The sequence below is a fragment of the Gymnodinialimonas phycosphaerae genome (assembly GCF_019195455.1).
Lineage (GTDB): Bacteria > Pseudomonadota > Alphaproteobacteria > Rhodobacterales > Rhodobacteraceae > Gymnodinialimonas > Gymnodinialimonas phycosphaerae.
This window is the reverse complement of record NZ_JAIMBW010000001.1, coordinates 88,547-109,689: the sequence shown is the minus strand read 5'-3', so window position 1 is coordinate 109,689 and position 21,143 is coordinate 88,547. Positions and strand designations below refer to the sequence as shown.

General features: G+C 63.3%; 18 protein-coding genes and 1 pseudogene. 11 read left to right on the top strand and 8 right to left on the bottom strand.

Features of this window, described 5'->3' with window-relative positions; all coding sequences use genetic code 11:
- Nucleotides 1-15: 15 nt before the first annotated feature.
- Both KUL25_RS00560 and KUL25_RS00555 read right to left on the bottom strand, forming a co-directional pair.
- On the bottom strand, nt 16-690 hold the full coding sequence (locus tag KUL25_RS00560; protein WP_257891136.1) for a spermidine synthase: 675 nt from the start codon (nt 688-690) through the stop codon (nt 16-18).
- A gap of 112 nt (nt 691-802) precedes the next feature.
- Complete coding sequence (locus tag KUL25_RS00555) at nt 803-2,911, bottom strand: GumC family protein (protein WP_257891135.1); 2,109 nt, start codon at nt 2,909-2,911, stop codon at nt 803-805.
- Between the two features lie 459 nt (nt 2,912-3,370).
- Here KUL25_RS00555 and KUL25_RS00550 point away from each other — a divergent pair, with 459 nt between their 5' ends.
- From KUL25_RS00550 to nagA, 5 genes are all read left to right on the top strand, one after another.
- On the top strand, nt 3,371-4,624 hold the full coding sequence (locus KUL25_RS00550; RefSeq protein WP_257891134.1) for an adenylate/guanylate cyclase domain-containing protein: 1,254 nt from the start codon (nt 3,371-3,373) through the stop codon (nt 4,622-4,624).
- A gap of 126 nt (nt 4,625-4,750) precedes the next feature.
- Nucleotides 4,751-5,623: a glucosamine kinase nucleotide-binding domain-containing protein gene (locus KUL25_RS00545; RefSeq protein WP_257891133.1), complete on the top strand. Its 873-nt coding sequence runs from the start codon at nt 4,751-4,753 to the stop codon at nt 5,621-5,623.
- On the top strand, nt 5,620-6,369 hold the full coding sequence (locus KUL25_RS00540; RefSeq protein WP_257891132.1) for a GntR family transcriptional regulator: 750 nt from the start codon (nt 5,620-5,622) through the stop codon (nt 6,367-6,369). Before KUL25_RS00545 ends, KUL25_RS00540 begins: the two co-directional genes overlap by 4 nt.
- Before the next feature lie 20 nt (nt 6,370-6,389).
- On the top strand, nt 6,390-7,421 hold the full coding sequence (locus tag KUL25_RS00535; protein ID WP_257891131.1) for an SIS domain-containing protein: 1,032 nt from the start codon (nt 6,390-6,392) through the stop codon (nt 7,419-7,421).
- Nucleotides 7,418-8,572 carry an N-acetylglucosamine-6-phosphate deacetylase gene (nagA, locus tag KUL25_RS00530; protein ID WP_257891130.1) on the top strand — a complete coding sequence of 385 codons (1,155 nt, stop codon included), beginning with the start codon at nt 7,418-7,420 and terminating at the stop codon, nt 8,570-8,572. Before KUL25_RS00535 ends, nagA begins: the two co-directional genes overlap by 4 nt.
- 28 nt (nt 8,573-8,600) lie before the next feature.
- Here nagA and chrA read toward each other — a convergent pair whose 3' ends face one another.
- From chrA to KUL25_RS00510, 4 genes are all read right to left on the bottom strand, one after another.
- The gene (gene chrA / locus KUL25_RS00525) at nt 8,601-9,875 is read right to left on the bottom strand and encodes a chromate efflux transporter (RefSeq protein ID WP_257891129.1); all 1,275 of its coding nucleotides are present in this window, start codon (nt 9,873-9,875) and stop codon (nt 8,601-8,603) included.
- A gap of 3 nt (nt 9,876-9,878) precedes the next feature.
- A complete protein-coding gene (locus tag KUL25_RS00520) occupies nt 9,879-10,712 on the bottom strand; it encodes a chromate resistance protein ChrB domain-containing protein (RefSeq protein ID WP_257891128.1) in 834 nt (277 codons plus the stop codon).
- A 154-nt stretch (nt 10,713-10,866) separates the two neighbouring features.
- A complete protein-coding gene (locus tag KUL25_RS00515; RefSeq protein WP_257891127.1) occupies nt 10,867-12,825 on the bottom strand; it encodes a bifunctional 2',3'-cyclic-nucleotide 2'-phosphodiesterase/3'-nucleotidase in 1,959 nt (652 codons plus the stop codon).
- Nucleotides 12,826-13,000: 175 nt separating this feature from the next.
- Nucleotides 13,001-13,426 carry an Lrp/AsnC family transcriptional regulator gene (locus KUL25_RS00510; RefSeq protein WP_257891126.1) on the bottom strand — a complete coding sequence of 142 codons (426 nt, stop codon included), beginning with the start codon at nt 13,424-13,426 and terminating at the stop codon, nt 13,001-13,003.
- 85 nt (nt 13,427-13,511) lie between these two features.
- Between KUL25_RS00510 and rocF the strand changes: the two genes are divergently transcribed.
- Nucleotides 13,512-14,483, top strand: a complete 972-nt coding sequence (gene rocF, locus KUL25_RS00505; protein WP_257891125.1) for an arginase — start codon at nt 13,512-13,514, stop codon at nt 14,481-14,483.
- 67 nt (nt 14,484-14,550) lie between these two features.
- Nucleotides 14,551-15,600 (top strand): ornithine cyclodeaminase, encoded by a 1,050-nt coding sequence (locus tag KUL25_RS00500; protein ID WP_257891124.1) that lies wholly within the window; start codon nt 14,551-14,553, stop codon nt 15,598-15,600.
- Here KUL25_RS00500 and KUL25_RS00495 read toward each other — a convergent pair.
- Nucleotides 15,597-15,842 carry a hypothetical protein gene (locus tag KUL25_RS00495; RefSeq protein ID WP_257891123.1) on the bottom strand — a complete coding sequence of 82 codons (246 nt, stop codon included), beginning with the start codon at nt 15,840-15,842 and terminating at the stop codon, nt 15,597-15,599. The two genes, KUL25_RS00500 and KUL25_RS00495, sit on opposite strands and share 4 nt — an antisense overlap.
- A 166-nt stretch (nt 15,843-16,008) precedes the next feature.
- Here KUL25_RS00495 and KUL25_RS00490 point away from each other — a divergent pair.
- Nucleotides 16,009-16,227 (top strand): annotated as a pseudogene (locus KUL25_RS00490) (transposase); the annotation flags it as partial.
- A 23-nt stretch (nt 16,228-16,250) separates the two neighbouring features.
- Here the strand turns inward: KUL25_RS00490 and KUL25_RS00485 are convergent.
- Entirely contained in the window at nt 16,251-16,721 is a 471-nt protein-coding gene (locus KUL25_RS00485) for a GbsR/MarR family transcriptional regulator (protein WP_257891122.1), read from the bottom strand.
- A gap of 102 nt (nt 16,722-16,823) precedes the next feature.
- On the opposite strand from KUL25_RS00485, the gene KUL25_RS00480 reads away from it, so the two are divergent.
- Genes KUL25_RS00480 through KUL25_RS00470 form a run of 3 tightly spaced genes read left to right on the top strand, consistent with a single transcriptional unit; the run spans nt 16,824 to nt 21,129 of the window.
- Nucleotides 16,824-17,531 (top strand): ABC transporter ATP-binding protein, encoded by a 708-nt coding sequence (locus KUL25_RS00480; protein ID WP_257891121.1) that lies wholly within the window; start codon nt 16,824-16,826, stop codon nt 17,529-17,531.
- A complete protein-coding gene (locus KUL25_RS00475; RefSeq protein WP_257891120.1) occupies nt 17,528-19,891 on the top strand; it encodes an ABC transporter permease in 2,364 nt (787 codons plus the stop codon). Before KUL25_RS00480 ends, KUL25_RS00475 begins: the two co-directional genes overlap by 4 nt.
- 5 nt (nt 19,892-19,896) lie before the next feature.
- Nucleotides 19,897-21,129 (top strand): efflux RND transporter periplasmic adaptor subunit, encoded by a 1,233-nt coding sequence (locus KUL25_RS00470; protein ID WP_257891119.1) that lies wholly within the window; start codon nt 19,897-19,899, stop codon nt 21,127-21,129.
- Nucleotides 21,130-21,143: the final 14 nt, after the last annotated feature.

The following is a 21,143-nucleotide window of genomic DNA, read 5'->3' as shown; positions in this document are numbered from 1 at the left end:
CGGGACTAAAATGCGTCAGACAGCGCGCGCGATCCAGATTGTGTGGCGGCTGCCCCGCTTGGCCCGACTGGCCCGCACCGCGTGGACCTGCGCATCGAAACCACACTGCGACAACCGTTTGGTAAATGCCGTGTCCGGATGCGCGGACCAGATCGCCAGTATCCCGCCATTCGCCAAAGCCCGGCGTGCCGCATTCAGCCCTTCGACGGCATAAAGCCCATCGTTCCCCGCCCGCGTCAGCCCATCGGGCCCATTATCCACGTCCAGCAAGATCGCGTCATAAGCCCCGCGCGCCGCCCGGATCAGGACCGCGACATCCTGCGTTTCGACGCTGACCCTGGGATCGGCAAGGCACTCCCCGAAAACCGGGGCCATGGGCCCCTGGGCCCACGACACCAGTTCGGGCACAATCTCGGCCACCGTGATCTGCGCGGTAGGGGGTGCTACCTCTTGAGCGGCGCGCAAGGTAAAGCCCATCCCAAGACCGCCGATCAACACCCGAGGAGCGGCGCGGTCGGTCAAATGCTCGAACGACAACGTCGCCAAGGCCTCTTCCGAGCCACTGAGGCGCGAATTCATCAACTCGTTCCCGCCCTCCAGGCGAATGGAATACTCGGTGCCACGCCGCAACAGGCGCAGGTCACCGCCCTGAGGCGTCTTTGCCGTGGCCAGATGAATCCAGGGTTGCATGCGGTATCCTCTCTCGGCGGGTCATACCGCCGTAGCGGATCTTGGCCCGCCCGCCTTCTGCCGGTTCTTGCAAGACCTCTGCGGCTGATGAGAGGCCCCTACCCCGTGCCTGTCAATCCTTGGCGTAGTAGCCCGAGGAATACCCGTCATAGCCGTATTGGCCGCCGTACCCATAGCTCTTCATCTTGCGCTGATCGACCTGCGTCAAGACGGTTCCATCCGCCGGATGTCCGACGGAATCCAGCATATCAAGACCCTGCCGAACTTGCGTGCGCGAGGTGTGGCCCCAGCGGATCGCAAAGATGGTCGCATCCGCATAGCGCGTCAAAACGCGGGCGTCCGGGACGGCAAGGACAGGGGGGCTGTCGATGATGATGTGGTCATAGGTATCGCGAAGGCGCGTAATCAGATCACCGAAGCGACGCGATTCAAAGAGGTCCGCCGCATTGTATTCGCCCCCCGACCCCATCAACACTTCGACGCCAAGATCCGCATCGAAAAGGTCGGCATTCTCAAGCCGGGCCTTGCCCAACAACACATCGAGCAGCTTCACGCCCTCGGGTCGCTCATCATCGACATAGGCCCGCAGGGTCTGGCGGCGAATATCAGCCTCGAGCAACAGAACCCGCCGACCTTCCAGCGATCCCATATAGCGCGCAAGCGACAGCGACATCGTCGTCTTGCCTTCGCCGGGGATGGACGACGTCACAAGGATCACCTGCGGCTCCTTGTCCGGGTTCACCATAAGGATCGATGTCCGCAGGTTTCGAACGGACTCGGCGAAAACCGAGTTCGGCTTGTCCTTGAGGTACTTCAAGACTTCCTTGCGGCCGCGCACCGCCATGGAGGGCAACGCACCAAGGACAGAGCTTCCGGTGATGCTGCGTACTTCATCGGTGGTGCGGAAACCGGCAAAACGCCACTCGCGGAACATTGCAATCGCAGCGCCGATCACGCCGCCAAGGAACAGGGCAACCGCCGTCAACCGCACGATACGCGGGCTCGACCGCCCGCGGGGCACGGCGGCGGACAGCACGCTGCTGTCGGCAGTTTCAAGACCCTGCTGAATGCTGGCCTCCTGAAGACGCGTCAGGAAGGTCTCGTAAAGAAGACGCGATGCCTCGACCTCGCGCTCCAGCTGCTGGATGGCGATCAACTCGTCCGATTGCAAGGCCAGCTGCGACGACAACTCATCAGCGGAGGCTTGCAGCGACGCCAGTTGGATCTGCGTGCGGCGAATGTCGTTTTCCAGGTCATCCGCGATCCCCTCCAAGGCCACACGGGTCGCCTCTTCTCCGAGGCGTCCGGCACGGTAGCGCTGGATGATCCCGATGAAGCGGGTGTCACGGGTGCCTTCGAGAAGCGTTACCAGCGCTTCGAAATCATCAGCCTCCGCAATCGCCACCTGAAGCGACCGGTCTTCCGCCAACCGGACCTGCGCATCTTCCACCCGCGAACGCAGATCGCGCAGCTGAATGTTTTGCGCCTGCAAAAGTTCCGCATCGATAACGTCGGATTCCTCCATCCGGCGGGCAAGATCCTGCTCCAGCGCTTCCACACTGGCCTCCAGCTCGGTCGTGCGCTCGGAAAGGAACTGGATGGCACGCTGCGCCTGATCCAGCTTTCTGCGGATCTGGTTGTCGATGTAGATCTCGGCCAAGGTGTTGACCATGTCCATGGATTTCGTGGGATCCGTTGTCGTGATCTCGACGTTGAACGCCATGGAAAGGCGGATGTTGCTGATCGACAAACGGCCAATCACCCGATCAATGACCCGGTTGCGCAGGCGATCCGGGTCCGGGGGCGTCGGCTCCCAATCGGTCCAGGACATCCGCAGCCGGGTCAGGAGGCCGGGCTCGGCCAGGAAGGGATTGAACTCGGGGTCTTCGGTCAGGTTCATCTCATCGACCAAGCGCCCGATCAGGGTGCGCGAGCGCAGGATTTCGAATTCGGTATTCATCGTGAAGGGGCTGACATCGCCACCGCCGAAAATGCTTTCGATATCGCCGATGACTTGCTGCTGCTGCGCATCCATCGCCAGCGTGACGCGCGCCGGATACATGGGAACCGCAACACGCGTGCCATAGAAAATCGCCAACGCACCGAAAATCGCAGCGACGAGCATGATCCAAAGCTTCCCGCGCCATAACACTCCCAGAAGGGCCATCAGGTCGATTTCGTCAGAGGCTTGATTGGACGTCGCTTCGGCTGCTCGGGTCATCATTTACTTCTGCTTTTTCGGGTTCCGACCGTGTTTATGCCGCCTCAGGAAACAATGCCAGAGCATTATCGCCCACCCATATCCAGCCCGCGCGACCGCCTGCATTACCCCGGTTCTCAAGCCAAGAGACTGATATCACTGAAAACAACAGCCCCGTTCCTGCACCACATCCATTTCTGAAAACAGATGAATTCAAGGCCGAAATGGAAAGGGATTACGATCCAACTGCCTTCCTTATTTGGCATCCATTCGAAAGCGCATCCGCAAAACGACTGCAAGAGGAACTCCACGTTGGATCAGCGGGCTTTTGCTTGCCCGCCGGGGACAAGGGAATATCCCGGCGAAGGCGACCGCCGCTGTCCGTCTGGTCGCGCGCCTGAAAAGAAAAGGCTTGGCGCGTCGCCCAAGGTGCATATCCTGCCAACAAGCGACAGGCCGTCGCCGATGGGAGGGGCCAAGATGCAGACGCACGTCAACGCGGGCTGGTCGAAAATACCAAGCTGGCTGACGTGGTACATTGATTACGGGACTGAAGGCCTTAGCGGGCCCGAGCGGCGGCAACGGCGTACACTCAAAACCCTTTCGGCGTTTATTCCGATGTCGGGTCTCTCCTATGCCTCGCTCTATCTTACCGTTGACCCCGCAGGCCTATGGCCCGTCGCGCTGGCCGTGTCGCTGTTTTGCCTGTTCGTGATCTGGCCGATGATCGCGGCACGTGATGAGTTGACCGCATGGCTCTTCGGGGCGGCGCTGGCTGTGGGTGTGCAGGCCCTGCTGGTCTGGCTCTTGGGGCCGGGATCGGGTTTGCACCTTTATTTCCTCGGCATTCCGGCGATCGCCATCGTCTGTTTCGGCACCAGGCGCATCGGATTGCTGATCGGTCTTGCAGCGATCTGCGCTGTGGCGCTTACCCTGTCGGAAACCATGTTGACGGGGCCTGCCGCGTTCATTTCGGTCGATGAATGGCTTCTGCGGTTTCTGCAAGTCAGCGCCTTTATTGTGGTCACGGGCTTTGTGACCTTTGGCGTCTATGTCGGGTTCCTGCACGCCGACCGGGCCGAGCGCGCGCTGGAGGTGGAATATGCCCGGTCCGAAGATCTGCTCTACAGCCTGCTCCCCCGGGAAATCGCCGGGCGCCTGAAGGCCGAGCCACATGCAACGATTGCCGACAGCCTGCCCGATGTTGCCATCGTCTTCGCGGACATCGCCGAGTTCACGCCGCTGGCGGCCCAACTCGATCCACAGCAGGTGGTTGGGTTGTTGAACACCGTCTTCACGAAGTTCGATGCCTTGGCCGACAGCCACCAGATGGAAAAGATCAAGACCATCGGGGATGCCTATATGGTCGCGGCGGGGATGCCGAACTCTGTCGTTGATCCGGCGCATCGGGCCGCCGCCATGGCCCTTGATATGTTGGAGGTCGCCCAGGCCGCTGACATACCGCTGCCCGAGGGGTTCGAGATCCGCGTGGGCCTGCATGTGGGACCCGTCGTGGCCGGTGTGATTGGCAATCGGAAGCTGTTTTACGACGTCTGGGGAGAGACGGTGAACACCGCCAGCCGGATGGAGAGTTACAGCGCCCCGGGTCGAATTCTGCTAACCCCGGCTGCGCGCGCGATGTTGGGCGACGATTTCACTTTTGAGCCGCGCGGAGAGATCGAAGTAAAGGGAATCGGCATTCTCGAAACATGGTGGTTGGTCGGCCGCGCCTGAGCGACGCAGCATAAATAAGACCTACAAGGATCAGCCGCCGCCCATTCGGCAGAGATCGGGACTTATCAGAAGGGTAATTCTGCGTCCCCTCTGGCAAGTCTCCAATTGGTATTGTATTGGACTTACATGAGCGACCAACCCCTCCCCTCTGTCATCGGCATCGACGGCGGCGGCACGCATTGCCGTTTTGCGCTAACGCACAGTGGCCACCGCTTCGATGTGACACTGGCCGCGGCCAATGCCTCAACCGACCCGGAAGGCACCCTCGCGACGCTGAAACAGGGGTTGGCGGCGCTGGCCAAAGCGGCAGACGTGCCGCTTGCCACGCTGGCGCAAGTGCCCGCGTATCTTGGCCTTGCCGGCGTCATGGATGCCCAGATGGGCGCAGAGATTGCGCGCGCGCTTCCGTTGCACCGCGCGGTGGTCGGCGATGACCGACGCACCGCGATGGTCGGCGCCCTCGGCGATGCCGATGGCTGCGTGATCGGCATCGGCACCGGGTCGTTCATGGGTCGCCGTACGGGCGGGGTCGACCGCTTGATCGGTGGTTGGGGCTTCGTCCTTGGCGACGACGCCTCGGGCGCGGTCCTTGGGCGGCAAGCCTTGCGCTGCGTGTTGGATGTTCACGACGGCCTGCGCGCGGCGACACCACTGACTCGGGCCCTCTCGGCGCGCGTGGGCTCGCCTGCTGACATCGTCGCCTTTGCCAGCCGCGCCAAACCCAGCGATTTCGCCGCATTAGCCCCCGACATCACCGCTGCCGCCCAAGAGGGCGACCCGGTGGCGCTAACCCTTATGCAGGAAGGCGCCCGGCACATCGACCACCGGTTGCGCCACCTCGGCTGGCAACACCCAGAGCGGATTTGCCCCCTTGGCGGTCTTGCCACCCACTACGCCCCGTACCTTTCGCCCGACCTCGCGGCACAATTGGCGGCCCCCGCAGGCACGGCTCTCGACGGTGCTCTCGCGCTGGCCGCGCAGATGGACCCGGCGCGATGACGATCACCGAATACCTGCGCGACGCCCCGCCTATCCTGTCCGGCACCGGCCCACGCTATATGCAACTGCGCGCCCGATTGAGCGATGCGATTGACGCGGGCATCCTCGCTCCCGGAAACGCCCTGCCGTCGGAACGTGCGATCTGCGCGCTCACGAACCTGTCTCGCGTGACGGTCCGAAAGGCCATACAGGCGTTGGTGGAATCGGGCGATGTGATCCAGCGCCAAGGTTCTGGTTCGTTCGTCACAGAAAAAGCCGAGCGGTTGCAGCAATCGCTGTCGCATCTGACCTCCTTTTCGGAAGAGATGGCGCGCCGCGGAATGACAACGAGCGTACAGGTGCTCGACCAAAGCGTCAGCCGCCCGTCGCGGGACGAGCGCGCGGCCCTAGGGCTCGGCGCGGATGATCTGGTCTCGCGGCTTTCGCGCCTGCGCATCGCAGACGGACGCCCTCTGGCCATCGAACGCGCCGCCCTGCCCCATGACATCTTGCCGAACCCGGCGGCGGTGACGGCCTCGCTCTATGATGTGATGGAACGTTCCAACAGACGACCCGTCCGGGCGACCCAGAAGATCTCGGCGATCAATCTGGCCGAATCCGATGCGGCGTTACTGCGGGTGCCCGTCGGGGCGGCGGGCCTGCAAATCGAGCGGTTGTCCTATCTCCCTTCGGACCGGGTCATCGAATTCACCACCTCCATTTTTCGCGGGGACGCCTACGATTTCGTGGCCGACCTGCGCCTGTAAACAAGAAAGGCAGCCAACCAATGACCGAGACGCTCACCCAAATGCGCCAAGAGGTGTTGGAGATCCCCGACGCGGTGGAGCGGTTGCTGTCACGCGGCACGCCCCACATCGCGCAAATTGCCAAGGCAGCCGCCGAGGCCGATCCCCGCTTTGCCGTGACGGTCGCACGCGGGTCCTCGGACCACGTCTGCACGTTCCTCAAATACGCGTTGGAGTTGGAACTGGGCCTGCCCGTCGCCTCCATCGGGCCGTCCATCGCCTCGATCTACGGCGCAGAGCTGAAGCTTGCGCAGTCGATCACCCTGTCGGTCTCACAGTCCGGCCAAAGCCCCGACATCGTTGCGATGACTGCTGCGGCAACCAAAAGCGGCAGCTTTACCGTCGCCATCACCAATGACGCCCGCGCGCGCTTATCCACGGCCAGCACCCAAACCATTGACATCCACGCAGGCCCCGAGCGGAGCGTCGCAGCGACCAAGACCTTCGTGACCTCTGCCGTTGCAGGCCTTGTTCTACTGGCGGAATGGAAGGGGTGCGACGCCCTCCGCACCGCCCTGCGCACCCTGCCCCAGCGTTTGTCGGACGCGACCAACCACGACTGGCCCGAATTGCGTGCGGCCATTGGCCCTGCCTCTTCACTGTTCACCCTGGGGCGCGGACCAGCTTGGGCGATCTCCAACGAAGCCGCGCTGAAGTTCAAGGAAACCTGCCAGATCCACGCCGAAAGCTATTCCTCCGCAGAAGTGCTGCATGGCCCCGTCTCCATCGTCGGCGGCGGCTTTCCGGTGTTGTGTTTCGCCAGCGCCGACGCGGCGGAGGCCTCCGTCACGGAGGTTGCGGACCAGTTGGCCGCCAAAGGCGCGCAAGTGTTTGTCACCTCGTCCACCGCCGACGTTGCCCATAGCCTGCCCCACGTGCGAACCGGCCACCGGCTGACCGACCCGCTGGCGCTGATCGTGTCCTTCTACACGATGATCGAAAAGGTCGCGGCCGAGCGTGGCGTGAACCCGGACGCCCCGAGGCATCTCAACAAAGTGACCCAAACCCTATGACAGATTCCCTGCAAGCCTTTATCGGCGCTGACATTTTTGATGGAGAGGTGCGGTGGACAGACCATGCGCTGATCGTCGATGGGGCGTTTATCCGAGGGATCGTGCCAGAGGGCGATGTCCCTGCGGGGGCAGAGGTTCTTCGCCTGCAGGGCGGCGTACTTTGCCCCGGCTTCGTGGATCTGCAAGTCAATGGCGGCGGCGGCATCATGCTAAACGATGACCAAAGCGTCGACACCCTGCGCGTCATGGCCGCCGCCCACGCGCGCCTTGGGGCAACCTCGATCCTGCCGACACTGATCACCGACACCCCCGCCCATACGGAGCGCGCGATCGACGCCGTTGACGCGGCGATCAAGCAAGGCGTGGCGGGCATTATCGGCCTGCACCTGGAAGGGCCGCACCTGTCCATCGCGCGCAAGGGGGCCCATGATCCGGAATTGATCCGGCCCATGGACGCAGCGGATCTGGACGTTCTGCTAAATGCGGCCGAGCGGTTGCCGATGTTGAAGATCACCGTGGCCCCCGAAACCGTCACGCCCGCCCAGATCGACCGGCTTTCACAAGCCGGAGTCCTCGTTTCATTGGGCCACAGCGATGCCTCCTTCGCGATGTGCGCGGCTGCGGCGGGTGCCGGAGCCCGTTGCGTGACACATCTGTTCAACGCCATGAGCCAGCTGACCAACCGCGAGCCAGGCCTGGTGGGCGCAGCGCTGACCAACGGGGCGTTGCATGCGGGGCTGATCGCCGATGGCGTGCACGTCCACCCCGAAACCCTGCGCGCCGCGATGGCCGCGAAAGCAGGCCCCGGGCGGATCTTTCTGGTTAGCGATGCCATGGCGGTCGCAGGGTCGGACCGGACCGAATTTCTGCTCAATGGCCGTAAAATAATCCGCCACGATGGGCGCCTGACCCTCGACAACGGCACACTTGCGGGGGCCGATCTGGACTTGGCAACGGCCGTGCGCAACCTCCAGGCGTGGGGCGTGGCAGACGAAGACGAGGCGCTTGCCATGGCAACGTCGATCCCCGGTTCCCTGTGCCCAGGCAGGCCGCCGCTTCTTGGCCATCTGACCCGCGGCGGGCGGGCGGATTTTCTGCACCTGTCAGACCGGGCTCTGGCCGTATGGCAAGCCGGACGCGCCGTGACATAGGCGCCGTGTCGCGAATTTGGGCCGCGCCTCAAAGCAGCAACCGCAGCGCCGCCCCCAAGACCGAGGCGACCAGCAGGATCCGCAGGATGCCCCAGCGAAGGCGGAACGCCAACACGCCGCTGAGGGCAAAAAGCCCCAAGGCGAGCCATTCGATGGTGGCCAGGGTGGGTTGCCACAGGATCAGCGGACCCACGTGTATGGGCTGGACCTCGGCGAACAGAACGTGAAGCGCGAACCAGATCGACAGGTTGAGGATCACGCCCACGACCGCCGCTGTGATCGCGTCGAGCGCGCCTTTCAGGCGCGGCTGGTTGGAAATCCACTCGATATACGGCGCGCCAGCGAAGATCCAAAGGAAGCAGGGCGCGAAGGTGACCCACAGGGCGACGAGGGCGGCAGAGAAGCCCAAGACCAGGCCCCCCTCCTTGAACCCCGCCAGAAAACCCACGAATTGGGTTACAAGAATGAGGGGGCCGGGGGTGGTCTCGGCAAGGCCCAGGGCATCGACCATCTCGCCCGCGCTGAGCCAGCCGAACTGAACCACCACGTCCTGAGCCATGTAAGCCAAGACAGCATAGGCGCCACCAAAGGTGACGACCGCCAGGGTCGAGAAGAATTGACCAACCTCGACAAGCAGTTGCGGCGCGCCAAGGGCCATGAGCGCCGCGAGGGGCAGAACCCAGATCGCCAACCAAAGGGCGATGGTGGCAAGCGTCTTGCGCGCAGAGACATGGGTCATGTCGGTGATCTGCGGGGCCTCGGTAGACGCGCCGATGGCCGCGCCGACAAGGGCCGCAAGCAGAACGATCACCGGGTAAGGCACCGTAAAAAAGAAGATCCCGATGAAGGCCAGCGCCGCGATGACCCAATGGGCGCGACGCGACAAGGCTTTGCGGCCCACACGCAAGAGCGCCTCGACCACGATCACGAGGACCGCCGCCTTCACGCCGTAAAACAGCGCCGCAACCAAGGGGACGTCACCAAAGAGAGCATAGACCGCGGCCAGTGCCATGATAACGACGGCGCCGGGCAGCACGAACAACAAGCCCGCAATCAACCCGCCAAGCGTCCCATGCAGACGCCACCCGGCATAGGTGGCAAGCTGCATCGCCTCAGGCCCCGGCAACAACATGCAAAAACTCAGCGCGTTGAGGAACTGGCGCTCTGACAGCCAGCCGCGCGCCTCGACCACCTCTTTATGCATCAGAGCGATTTGTGCCGCAGGCCCGCCAAACGACAAAAGGCCGATCCTGGCCCAGACGCGGGTAGCGTCCGCAAGGGAGGGGCGGGTGTTGGCATTCATCTCCTACGCTCCCTTGCCTATTCTGCTTCCCGGTGTGCCGGGCCAATCGTGGCCCCCGTCCACGGCATCTCGCGCCCAGCGGAAGAAGGCGTCGTAGAGCGTCATGCCTGCCTCCAGTTGTTCCAGATCATCGCGAAACATTCGTGACAGGCCCAGGGAAGCGGCCAGAAGGCCGGCGGCCTCCGGTGCCAGATCGTGGGCGTTGGTATCGGCGCCGCGCACGATTGTGGCAAGTCGTTCAAGAGCCGGGCTGGAAAGGCCAAGCTCGGCAATCATCGTGTCGAACGTGCAGGCGCCGCCGCGATGGCTCCAGAAGGTATCAGTAATGTCAAAAGGCGTTGCGCTGAAGCGCTCGGCCACGTTTGTGACTTGAGAGGGGGCTACGAAAAGGAATTGCGCATCCGGATCGATGAAGCGCCGGATCAGCCAAGGGCAGGCGATGCGGTCGATCTTGGGTCGGTGGCGGGTGACCCAACGCGTCCGTCCCTGCGGATCGCGGGGCGGCAACTTTTCCAACGGCACCATCGGCAGGCCGGCGTCGCGCCACGCGACGTGCCCGCCCTCCAGCACCTCGGCGCGGATACCAGCGGCGCGCAGCAAGGCCGCCGCCCCTTGGCTGATCTTGAGGCCCTTTTGGCAATAAACCACGACAGAGCGACCGGCCAGCGCAGGGACTAGATCCACCACATCGGCGAACGGATGCCGCACGGCGCCGGGGATCAAGCGGGGGTCATCGTCGACATCGTCGTCAAGGCGAACGTCAAGCAGCACGGGGCAATCGGGCGTGCCGATCAGCCGGGCCAACGTGGGGGTGGAAATCTCGTTATATGACGCCATTAAGCATCCTCCTTGAACAGGTGTGGAAGGATGCAAGATTGGGCTGGCGCCTCACGGGGGTCTTGCCCACCCCAGATCTCAATGGGTAGGGGCAATCGGTTTTGCTGTCAAATGGGGGTGCAAGGCCCCCGGGTGGGGCCTTGCCAGAGGCGCTTTACAGCGCGATGCGGTAGCGGGCGAAACCGTCTGGCCCGTCACCTGCCGCCTCGATCGAAACGCCCTCGGCCCCGTCCATGAACTGCGCCGCCGCAGGCCCCGTGTCGAAGAGAACGCTGGTGCCCTCCATCGGCGCGAAGGTCCAGTTAGCGTCGGCAGAGGGGCTGACGGTGCCCTGTTCGACGATGTAGCGCACGATCACGTCGCGGTTGGTATCGGGCCCTTCGAAGATGGTCGTCTCGGGCGAAGCGCCGGGGAAACTGCCGCCGCCGCCCGCGCGGTAGTTGTTTGTGGCGACGATGAATTCCTGTGCCTCGTCAATGGGTTCTCCCTCGTAGGTCAGGTTGATGATCCGATGCGCATCCGGGTTCACCACCTCACCGTCGTTGTTGTAGCGAGAGGGTTGCGACAGATCGATCTGGTAGGCGACCCCGTCGATCACATCGAAGTTGTAGGAGGGGAAATCAGGGTTCAGCAGCACCTGATCGACCTCGCCCGGTGTGATCTGGTTGAACATCCCCGCGCTGCGTTCCAGCCATTCGCGCACCTCCGCCCCGGTGATGCGCACGGCGCGCACGGTGTTGGGATAAAGGTACAGATCGGCCACGTTCTTGATCGCAATCGGCCCGGCGGCGACGTCGGTGTAATACTCCGGCCCCCCGCGCCCGCCTGCCTTGAAGGGGGCGGCCGCAGACAGGATCGGCAGGCCTTCGTGTTCCGTCCCCGCCATCATCTGGGCGATGTACCAGGTCTGCGCGTTTGACACGATCTGGACCGAGGGATCATCGGCGACCAGCGCGAAATAGCTGTGCAGCGGTGCATCGGTCTGGCCCACTTCGGCGCGGATATAGGCCAGCGTGGCCTCATGTTCGGCCTCGACGGAGGCCAGAACTTCGGCATCGCTTTCCACCAGTGGCGTCACGGAACGGTCTTCCTCGCGACGCGAGATCGGTCGTGCCTCGGACGTGTGCGACGCGATGCGCCAGGTATTGCCATCACGCTCCAGCATCAGGTCGACCAGCCCCATGTGACTGCCCCAGAACCCGGCCATGACGCCCGGTTTGCCCATGATTGTCCCCGCCTCGGTATCGACACCGGGGGTGTCGGCATAGTCCGGGCCAGGGAACACACGGTGATGGTGGCCGGTCAGGATCACGTCGATCCCATCAACGCCCGCCAGCGGGATGGACGCGTTCTCCATCATGTCGGAATGATCTGCCGCCCCGATGCCGGAATGGCTCAGCGCGATGATGATCTCGGCGCCGTCTTCGCGCATTTGCGGAACGTAAGCCTGCGCGCTCGCCACGATATCGCGAACCTCGACGTTGCCTTCCAGATGGCGGCGGTCCCAGGTCATGATCTGGGGCGGCACGAAACCGATCACGCCGATGCGGATCGGATGCGTTTCGCCCGCGCCATCGGTCAGCGTCCGATCGATCATCACATAGGGCGGCACCAGGGTCGTGTCATCCGTGGCGCTGGCCCCCATGCCCGTGGCAACGTTCGCGCATACGACAGGGAAGGCCGCGCCGGCGACAGAATTCATCAGGAACGACAGTCCGTAGTTGAATTCGTGGTTGCCAAGGGTCGAGGCCTCATACCCCAGCGTATTCATTGCGGCGATCATCGGGTGGACATCGCCCTCGGACATGCCCCGCTCGTAGGCCATGTAGTCGCCCATCGGGTTGCCTTGCAGGAAATCACCGTTGTCCAGAAGGATGGAGTTGGTGGATTCCGCCCGTACGCCGTCAATCAAGGACGCCGTGCGCGCAAGGCCCACGGTATCGACGGGGCGGTCGCCATAGTAGTCGTAGGGGTAGACGTGGACGTGGATATCCGTCGTCTCCATGATCCGCAGGTGTGCCTGTCCCGCCTGGGCGCGCAGGGAAAACGGGTGGAGGGCCACAAGCCCAGCGGTCGAGGCCAGGAAAGCGCGGCGGTCAAATAGAATCGGCATGGTTGAATATCCCCCTGTCTGACAGGCCCGAGACCGCATCGGCCCTACAGATATGTGTTTGATATCAATGAGGCCGTGGGGTGCATCGAGTGTCGGCACCGCCATTCTGGCGAGCCTTCGGGACAAGTATGGAACCGGGAAGACGTGCGGATCAAGTCCGTCGGCGGCGCAGCGCCTAGATGGAACTGAGCAGGATCGAGGTTTCGCTGTTCACGATCCCCTCGACCTCACGCACCTCGCGCAGGACCCGGTCGAAGTCGGCCAGGGATGCCGCCGTCATATGGGCAACCAGATCCCATTTGCCGTTCGTCGAATGCAGTTGCCGCAACTCCGGCAGGCCGCGCAGGCTGCGGATGGTCTTGGCGGTGGATTGGCCTGCGACCTCGATCATCATGATCGCCCGGACGCCGTCGCTGCCCACATCCTCCAGCGCACGGATGGTGAAGCCTAGAACGGCACCGGTATCCAATAGCCGGTCCAGCCGGTTCTGCACCGTGGCGCGCGAGACGCCCAGAAGCGTGGCGAGTTTCGCCACGGGCGCGCGACCGTCCTCGCGCAGGATGGTGATCAGGTCGCGGTCGAGTTTATCGAAGGCTTGCATGGCAAAACGTATATCATAGCTGCACAATATGTCTATTCAAGCATGCCGTTTCAAACAATGTGGCGAAGCACCCTGACGCGGGCGCATGTTACGCAACGAGTGCTACGTGCGGTTGAAGGAATGCCAGATGAAACAGATCACCCTCCTCGGCGTGCCGATGGAAGAGGGCGCGGGGCGGCGCGGCTGTGTCATGGGGCCAGCGGCCTACCGCACCGCTGGCCTGCGAGAAGAGCTTTGCGCGCTGGAGTACGACGTGGACGATCTGGGCGATGTCACCCCGTCCCCCGTCACGGACATTGCGACCGGGCACACCCATCTGAAGTACCTGCCCGACGTCGCGGGCTGGACCCGCGCGCTTCACGCCCACGCTCATACCTTGGCCCAAAAGGACAGCATCCCGATCTACATGGGCGGCGATCATGCGCTAAGCTTGGGAACAGTCACGGGCCACGTCGCCGCCGCCGCCGACCTCGGCCGTCCGCAATACGTGCTGTGGCTGGATGCGCATTCCGATTTCAATACGCCCCAGACCTCCCCCAGCGGCAACATGCACGGCATGCCGCTGGCCTTTGCCTGCGGTCTCCCCGGTTTTCCGGACCTTCTTGGCAAGCCGCTGCCAGCGACGCTCGACCCCAAGAAGCTGTGCCTTCTGGGCCTGCGGTCGGTGGACGGCGGAGAAAGGGCGCTGCTGCAAGCCTCGGGCGCGCGCGCCCACGACATGCGCGCAATCGATGAACGCGGCGTGGCGGCCCTGCTCTCGCCCTTCCTCGACGCGGTCGCGCGGACAAACGGCTTGCTGCACGTCAGCCTGGATGTCGATTTCATCGAGCCCGACATCGCCCCCGCCGTCGGCACGACCGTTCCCGGCGGGGCCACCTTCCGCGAGGCGCATCTGATCATGGAGATGTTGCACGACAGCAGCCTTCTGACGTCGCTGGATCTGGTGGAACTGAACCCGTTTCTTGATGATCGCGGCCGCACCGCACGCCTGATGGTGGATCTGACCGCCAGCCTTTTCGGGCGCCGAGTGCTCGACCGTTTCACATCCAGTTACTGATTTTTAACGCGCAATTTGATCCAGATACCGGTTCCCACTTTTTGGATTGCGCTTGGAGGATTCCCTCATGCCCCCCCTGCCCTCTGAACTTGCCTATGTCCCTTTCGTCTCGGTCCAGCACATGATGAACCTTGTCCATCACCTCGGGATCGAGACAGTCTTGCGCGCGCTGGCCGATGAGATCGAGGCCGACTTCAAGCGCTGGGAGATGTTTGACAAGACCCCCCGCGTGGCCAGCCATTCCGAGGTGGGCGTGATCGAGTTGATGCCAACCTCGGACGGCGAGATGTATGGCTTCAAATACGTCAACGGTCACCCCAAGAACACGCGCGAGGGCTTGCAGACGGTTACAGCCTTCGGGCTTCTGGCGGATGTGAACACGGGCTATCCGAAGCTGCTGTCTGAAATGACGCTGCTGACCGCCCTTCGCACGGCGGCGACCTCGGCCATGGCCGCGCGTCACCTCGCGCCCAAAGATGCCAGCACCATGGCGATGATCGGCAACGGCGCCCAGTCCGAGTTCCAGTGCCTTGCCTTCAAGGCGATTTGCGGTATCGACACGGTGCGCCTTTACGACACAGACCCTGCCGCCACCGCCAAGGCTGCCCGCAACCTTGTGGGGCATGGGCTGGACGTCATCCCCTGCACCAGCGCCGAGGACTGCATCGAGGGGGCGCAGATGATCACCACCTGCACTGCCGACAAACAGAACGCGACCATCCTGACCGACAACATGATCGGCCCCGGCGTCCACATCAATGCCATCGGCGGCGATTGCCCCGGCAAGACGGAACTGCACCGTGACATCCTGATGCGGTCATCGATTTTCGTGGAGTACCCCGAGCAGACTTGGGTTGAGGGCGAGATCCAGCAGCTTGATCGCACCCACCCTATCACCGAGTTGTGGCAGGTGATCGCGGGCCATGCGACGGGCCGCACGTCGCCGACCCAGATCACCCTGTTCGACAGCGTCGGCTTCGCGATCGAGGATTTCTCGGCTCTGCGCTACGTGGAGGGTGCGATCAAGGGCACCGAGTTCTTCACGATGCTGGATATGCTGGCCGATCCCGACGACCCGCGGGACCTGTTCGGGATGCTACAACGATCCACGGCCTAGGCCGGAGGGTCGGACAGTAGGTAGGCCTGCCCACTCTCGAAGCGCCAGCCGGAAGGGAGTTGACTGACGAGGTTCGTGAACGCGATGCCGCTGTAGGTGTCTGCCACTTCCATGCTCAACACATTGAGCACCGCGACAACGTCGACGAGTTCCCCGCAGAACACGAGCGTGAAATCGAACGACGCCGTGCCCGCGGTTTGGTCATGGGAGAAGGCGCATGAATTGGAGGTGATTTCCCTCACGGCTTGCCCGCGTTGAACACGCACCACATCATCATTTCACTGGTCTGGGTCACTCCCAGCGTGGTCACGTGCTCAATCGTACCCAGTGAACTGAACTCCCCAATGGCTTTTTGATGACTCGACTGATGCGACTCACTGTATGAATCCAGCATGGTAGCTGGAGGGTATGAGCAGTTGGGCCCCGACGAAGTACAAGACCGCAAATTGGTCATCTTACAATGACAGCTTGAAGCGGCGCGGATCGCTGTCGAACTGGTTTGATCCTGAGATGGGTTGGACGCCGCCGCCGAGCTGCAAGCGCGGTCGGCAACAACAATTCAGGGACGCCGCCACTCAGACTTGTCAGACGCTGAAGGTCTTATTTGGTATGCCGCTTCGGCAGACATTGTGACTGCTGGTGCCGCTTTTTCACCGGCGCAGCTTCTTGGCCGTTGTGTCCAGCCCCTCACCCATGGCCCGGTAAAATGCGGCATATCCGGCGACGCGCGCGCGTGGACCTGCTTCGGACGCAGGAATGGCTTGCAATGACTCTTCGATGTCCTCTGCGGCCCGTCTTGCCCGTGCGACGGACGCCTCGACCATGTTGGCGAAGGCGTGGTCGACCATCTGGAAGTAATCCTGCCGGTCGCCCGGCTTGGCGACGCGCTTGATCAGTTGCTGGCTCTCAAGCATCCGTACGCTGGAACTGACGCTGCCCCGGCTCACTTGCAAGGCATCTGCCAGTTGCCCGAAGGACACACGTTCACCGTCATAGAGCAGCATCGCCAGAACGCGGCCCGCGATCCGCGGCAACCCTTCGGTTTGCGCAATCACGCCGATCTTCTCGATGAAATCCGCGCGGGCCGACTCTGCGGCTTTCGCGTTTTCCACTTTACTCACGTCTGGCCTCCACGTCCGCGGGAATGTTGACAAACTAGCCCGCATCGCCGTATCTGTCTAGTGCGTTCAGTCAAAATTGAACGCACTGATTGCGAGTGCTACATGACAATGAACACCTTTTCAACCAAGGGCATCACCAAGGTTTACGGTGAAGGGCGGTCCGCCGTTCATGCGTTGCGTGGCGTGGATCTGGACATTCCAAAGGGGGAAATCGTGGTGCTTCTCGGGCCGTCTGGCAGCGGCAAATCGACATTGCTCAACATAATCGGCGGGCTGGACCGCGCGACGGAGGGCGATGCGTTCTTCCAGGATCAGAACCTGAGCGAGATGACGGACAAGCAGTTGACGCAATATCGGCGCAACCACGTGGGCTTCGTGTTCCAGTTCTACAACCTGATGCCAAGCCTCACCGCCCGCGAGAATGTAGAATTGGTGACCGAGATCGCCCGCGATCCAATGGACCCGGACGCGGCGCTGGCCATGGTCGGCCTGCGCGAGCGGGTCGATCACTTCCCGGCGCAGATGTCGGGCGGCGAGCAGCAGCGCGTGGCGATTGCCCGGGCTGTCGCGAAGAACCCCACGGTGCTGTTTTGTGACGAGCCGACGGGCGCCTTGGATAGCACCACCGGGCGCGCCGTGTTGAATGTGCTCAAGGACGTGAATGAGAAACTGGGGGCGACGGTGCTGATCGTGACCCATGCAGCAAGCCAAGCCGCCATGGCCGACCGGGTGATCCACTTCGCCGACGGCGCCATTCGGGAAATCGTGGTAAACGACAAGAAGCTGACCCCCGAAGAGATCACCTGGTGAGTCCGCTGGACCATAAGCTTCTGCGCGATCTGTGGCGCATGAAGGGGCAGGCCATTGCCATCGGGGTGGTGATTGCCGTGGGCGTCGGCATGTTGGTGATGATGCAAGGGCTGGTGACGTCGCTGAACGAGACGCGTGCCGCCTATTATGAACGCTACCGCCTGGCGCAGGTCTTCGCCCCGGTCACCCGCGCACCCGATCGCCTGGCCGCCCGGCTCGCTGCGATTGACGGCGTCAGCGCGGTGGAGCCGCGCGTGGTGGGCGCGGCATTGATCGACGTGGCGGATTTCGACCTGCCGGTGCAAGCGCAGGCCGTATCCCTGCCCGATCTGCGCGCGCCCCGCCTCAACGATGTGTTCCTGACTGACGGGCGGATGATCGACAGTGATCATTCCGACGAAATCCTGTTGCTGGAGGCCTTTGCCAACGCCCATAACCTCGAACCCGGGGACCGCATCAACGCTACGATGAACGGCGCGCGGCGCAACTTCCAGATCGTGGGCCTCGCGCAAGCGCCGGAGTTCCTCTACACCACCGCGCCGGGGGAGTTGATCCCCGACGATGCCCGCTTCGGCGTGATCTGGATGAGCCGATCCGCGCTTGCCGCCGCCTATGACATGGACGGCGCCTTCAACGAGGCGCTTCTGTCACTGTCGCGCGGTGCGAATGAACCCGCCGTGCTGGACGCCGTGGACCGCATCCTGGACCCCTATGGCGGCACCGGAGCCTATCCGCTGGCCGATCAGGCCTCCAACACATTCGTCAGCGAGGAAATCGGCGGGCTGGAGGCAGCGGCGGTCGGCGTGCCGCCCATCTTTCTGGCCGTGGCGGCCTTCCTTCTCTACATTGTGATCAACCGCATGGTGCAGTCCGAGCGCGAGGAAATCGGGCTGATGAAGGCCTTCGGCTATACCAACACCGAGGTCGGCGCCCATTACTTCAAGCTAGTCCTCGCCATTGCCATCGGCGGCGCGCTGGCCGGGTGCCTGATGGGCATCGCGGGCGGGCGGGCGCTGATTCAGGTCTATGTGGCCTATTTCAAGTTCCCGTTCCTGGTGTTCCAGCTGGACCCGGCCTCGTTCGTTACGGGCGTGGGCGTCAGCATCCTGTCGGCCTCGGCGGGGGGGCTTCTGGTCCTGCGCAGAATCTTTGCGCTCACCCCCGCTGCCGCCATGCGTGCCCCCGCGCCTGCCGATTACAGCCGCACGGGGGCCATCGGGACGGCACTGAACCGGTTCCTCGATCAACCCTCCCGTATGGTCTTGCGCCGGATCACCCGGCAACCAGGCCGAATGGCCGGCGCGATGATCGGCATCGCCTGCGGTATGGCACTGAGCGTGTCGATGATCACCATCTACGCGGGCTTTGACCGCACAATCGACCTGACATTCAACGTGATCGACCGCAGTGATGTGACCGTCAGCTTCACACATGCCGCCTCCGAGGCCACGATCTTCGAGCTGGCCCGGATGGACGGCGTCACCCTGGTGGAGCCGGTGCGCCACGTGCCCGCTGTGCTGCGCCACGGGTTGGCCACCCATCGCGGTGTAGTCAGCGGGTTAACCCCCGATGCCCGCCTCAGCCGCGCGCTGGACAGTGACCTTGCCGATATCCCGTTAGAGAACGGCGGCATCGTCCTATCCACCGCCCTGGCCGAAAATCTGGACATCGCGCCCGGTGACATCCTGACCGTGGAAGTCCGCGAAGGCCGCCAACCCGTGTTGCAAATTCCTGTCACGGCCGTCGCCGAAAGCCTTCTGGGCGCGCCGTCCTACATGGATCTGGAGGCACTCAACCGCGCCTTGCGTGAACCCAATCGTGTCTCGGGGGCGTATCTGTCGATTGACGAGGCCCATGCCACCGAGATCTACCGCGCCCTGCAAGACATGCCGACCGTCGCAGGGGTCAGCCTGAAATCCCAGGCGGAAATCGCCTTCCAGACCCTGATGAACACCGGCGCGGGCGCGATCCGCTACGTGATGGGGGCCATCGCCTTCGTCATCACATTCGGCATCGTCTACAACGCCGCCCGCATCGCCTATGCTGAACGGGCCCGCGATCTCGCCAGCCTGCGGGTGATCGGCTTCACCCGGGGGGAGGTGGCCTTCGTTCTCTTGGGTGAATTGGCCATTGTCACGCTCATCGCCCTGCCGATCGGAAGCATCCTGGGCTATTACCTGTCCTTCGGCATCGCGGCGGGCTTCTCTAGCGACCTCTACCAGATCCCTGCCATTTTTGACCCCGCAAGCTATGGCTTTGCGGCGATGGTCGTGCTGGGGGCGGCCATCGCCTCGGGCTGGCTGGTGAAACGAGATATCGACCAGGCAGACCTCGTCTCGGCCCTGAAAATAAGGGAGTAGCCGTTATGGCGAAAGCGAAGAAACGATCCCGTCTGATCCTGACCGCCGTCACGGTACTGCTCGTTGCGGGCGCCCTGACGGCTGCCTTCTGGCCGCAGCCCACGATGGTGGACATGGGCGTGGTGACACGCGGCACGATGCAGCTGACCATTGACGAAGAAGGCCGCACCCGGGTGCGCGATGCCTACATCGTCTCCACCCCCGTCGCCGGGCAATTGCAACGGGTCCGCGTCCAGCCGGGCGACCCGGTCGTGCGCGGCGAAACCATTGTGGCCCACATGCGCCCGACCAACCCCGCCGCGCTGGATGTGCGCACCCGCGAACAGGCCCAGGCCGTCGTGACCGCCGCAGAGGCGGCGCTTCGCGTGGCCCGCGCCGATCTGAATGCGGCACTCGCCAACCGTGACCTCGCCGATACGGAACTGTCGAGAGCCCAACAATTGTTGGATCGGGGCATCGTCAGCCAAGCCGCCCTTGATAGCGCCCGGCAGTCTGCCCGTGTGGCGCAGGCCAACGTGGACACCTCCGAGGCGGCGATTGCCATGCGAGAGGCCGAGATCGCCAATGCCCAGGCCCAACTCATCGGGTTCGACGACCCCCGACTTGCTGCCGCCATCGGCACGTCGGACGACGATATTCCGCTTTATGCGCCCACCGATGGCCGCATTCTGCGTGTCATCCAGGAAAGCGAAACCTCCCTGCCCGCCGGGGCACCGATCCTGGAGATCGGCAACATAGAAAGCGATCTGGAGGTCGTGGTCGAACTTCTGTCCACAGACGCGGTGCAGGTCGAAGTTGGCGACCCCGTCATCATCGCGGATTGGGGCGGGCCAACACAATTGGCCGGGGAAGTGACCCGCGTCGATCCATTCGGCGTGACCCAGTTCTCGGCCCTGGGTGTCGAAGAACAACGCGTGAATGCCGTTATCACCTTCAGCAGTCCGCCCGAGGACTATGCCGGCCTGGGTCACGGGTTCCGCGTGGAAACCCGCATCGTCGTCTGGCAAGAGGACGAGACCCTGATCGTGCCCGCCAGCGCCCTGTTCCGAAGCGGCGAGACCTGGGCCGTTTTCCTCGTCGTCGACGGCACGGCCCAACTCCGCCCCATCGAGATCGGCCCCAACAACGGCATCCAAGCGCAAGTCACCGGCGGCCTGTCCGAGAACGACCGCGTGATCCTCTACCCCTCATCCGGCCTGTCGGAAGGCATGAACGTCGCAGAACGCGTCGTGAATTGAGGGCACGCGCGCCC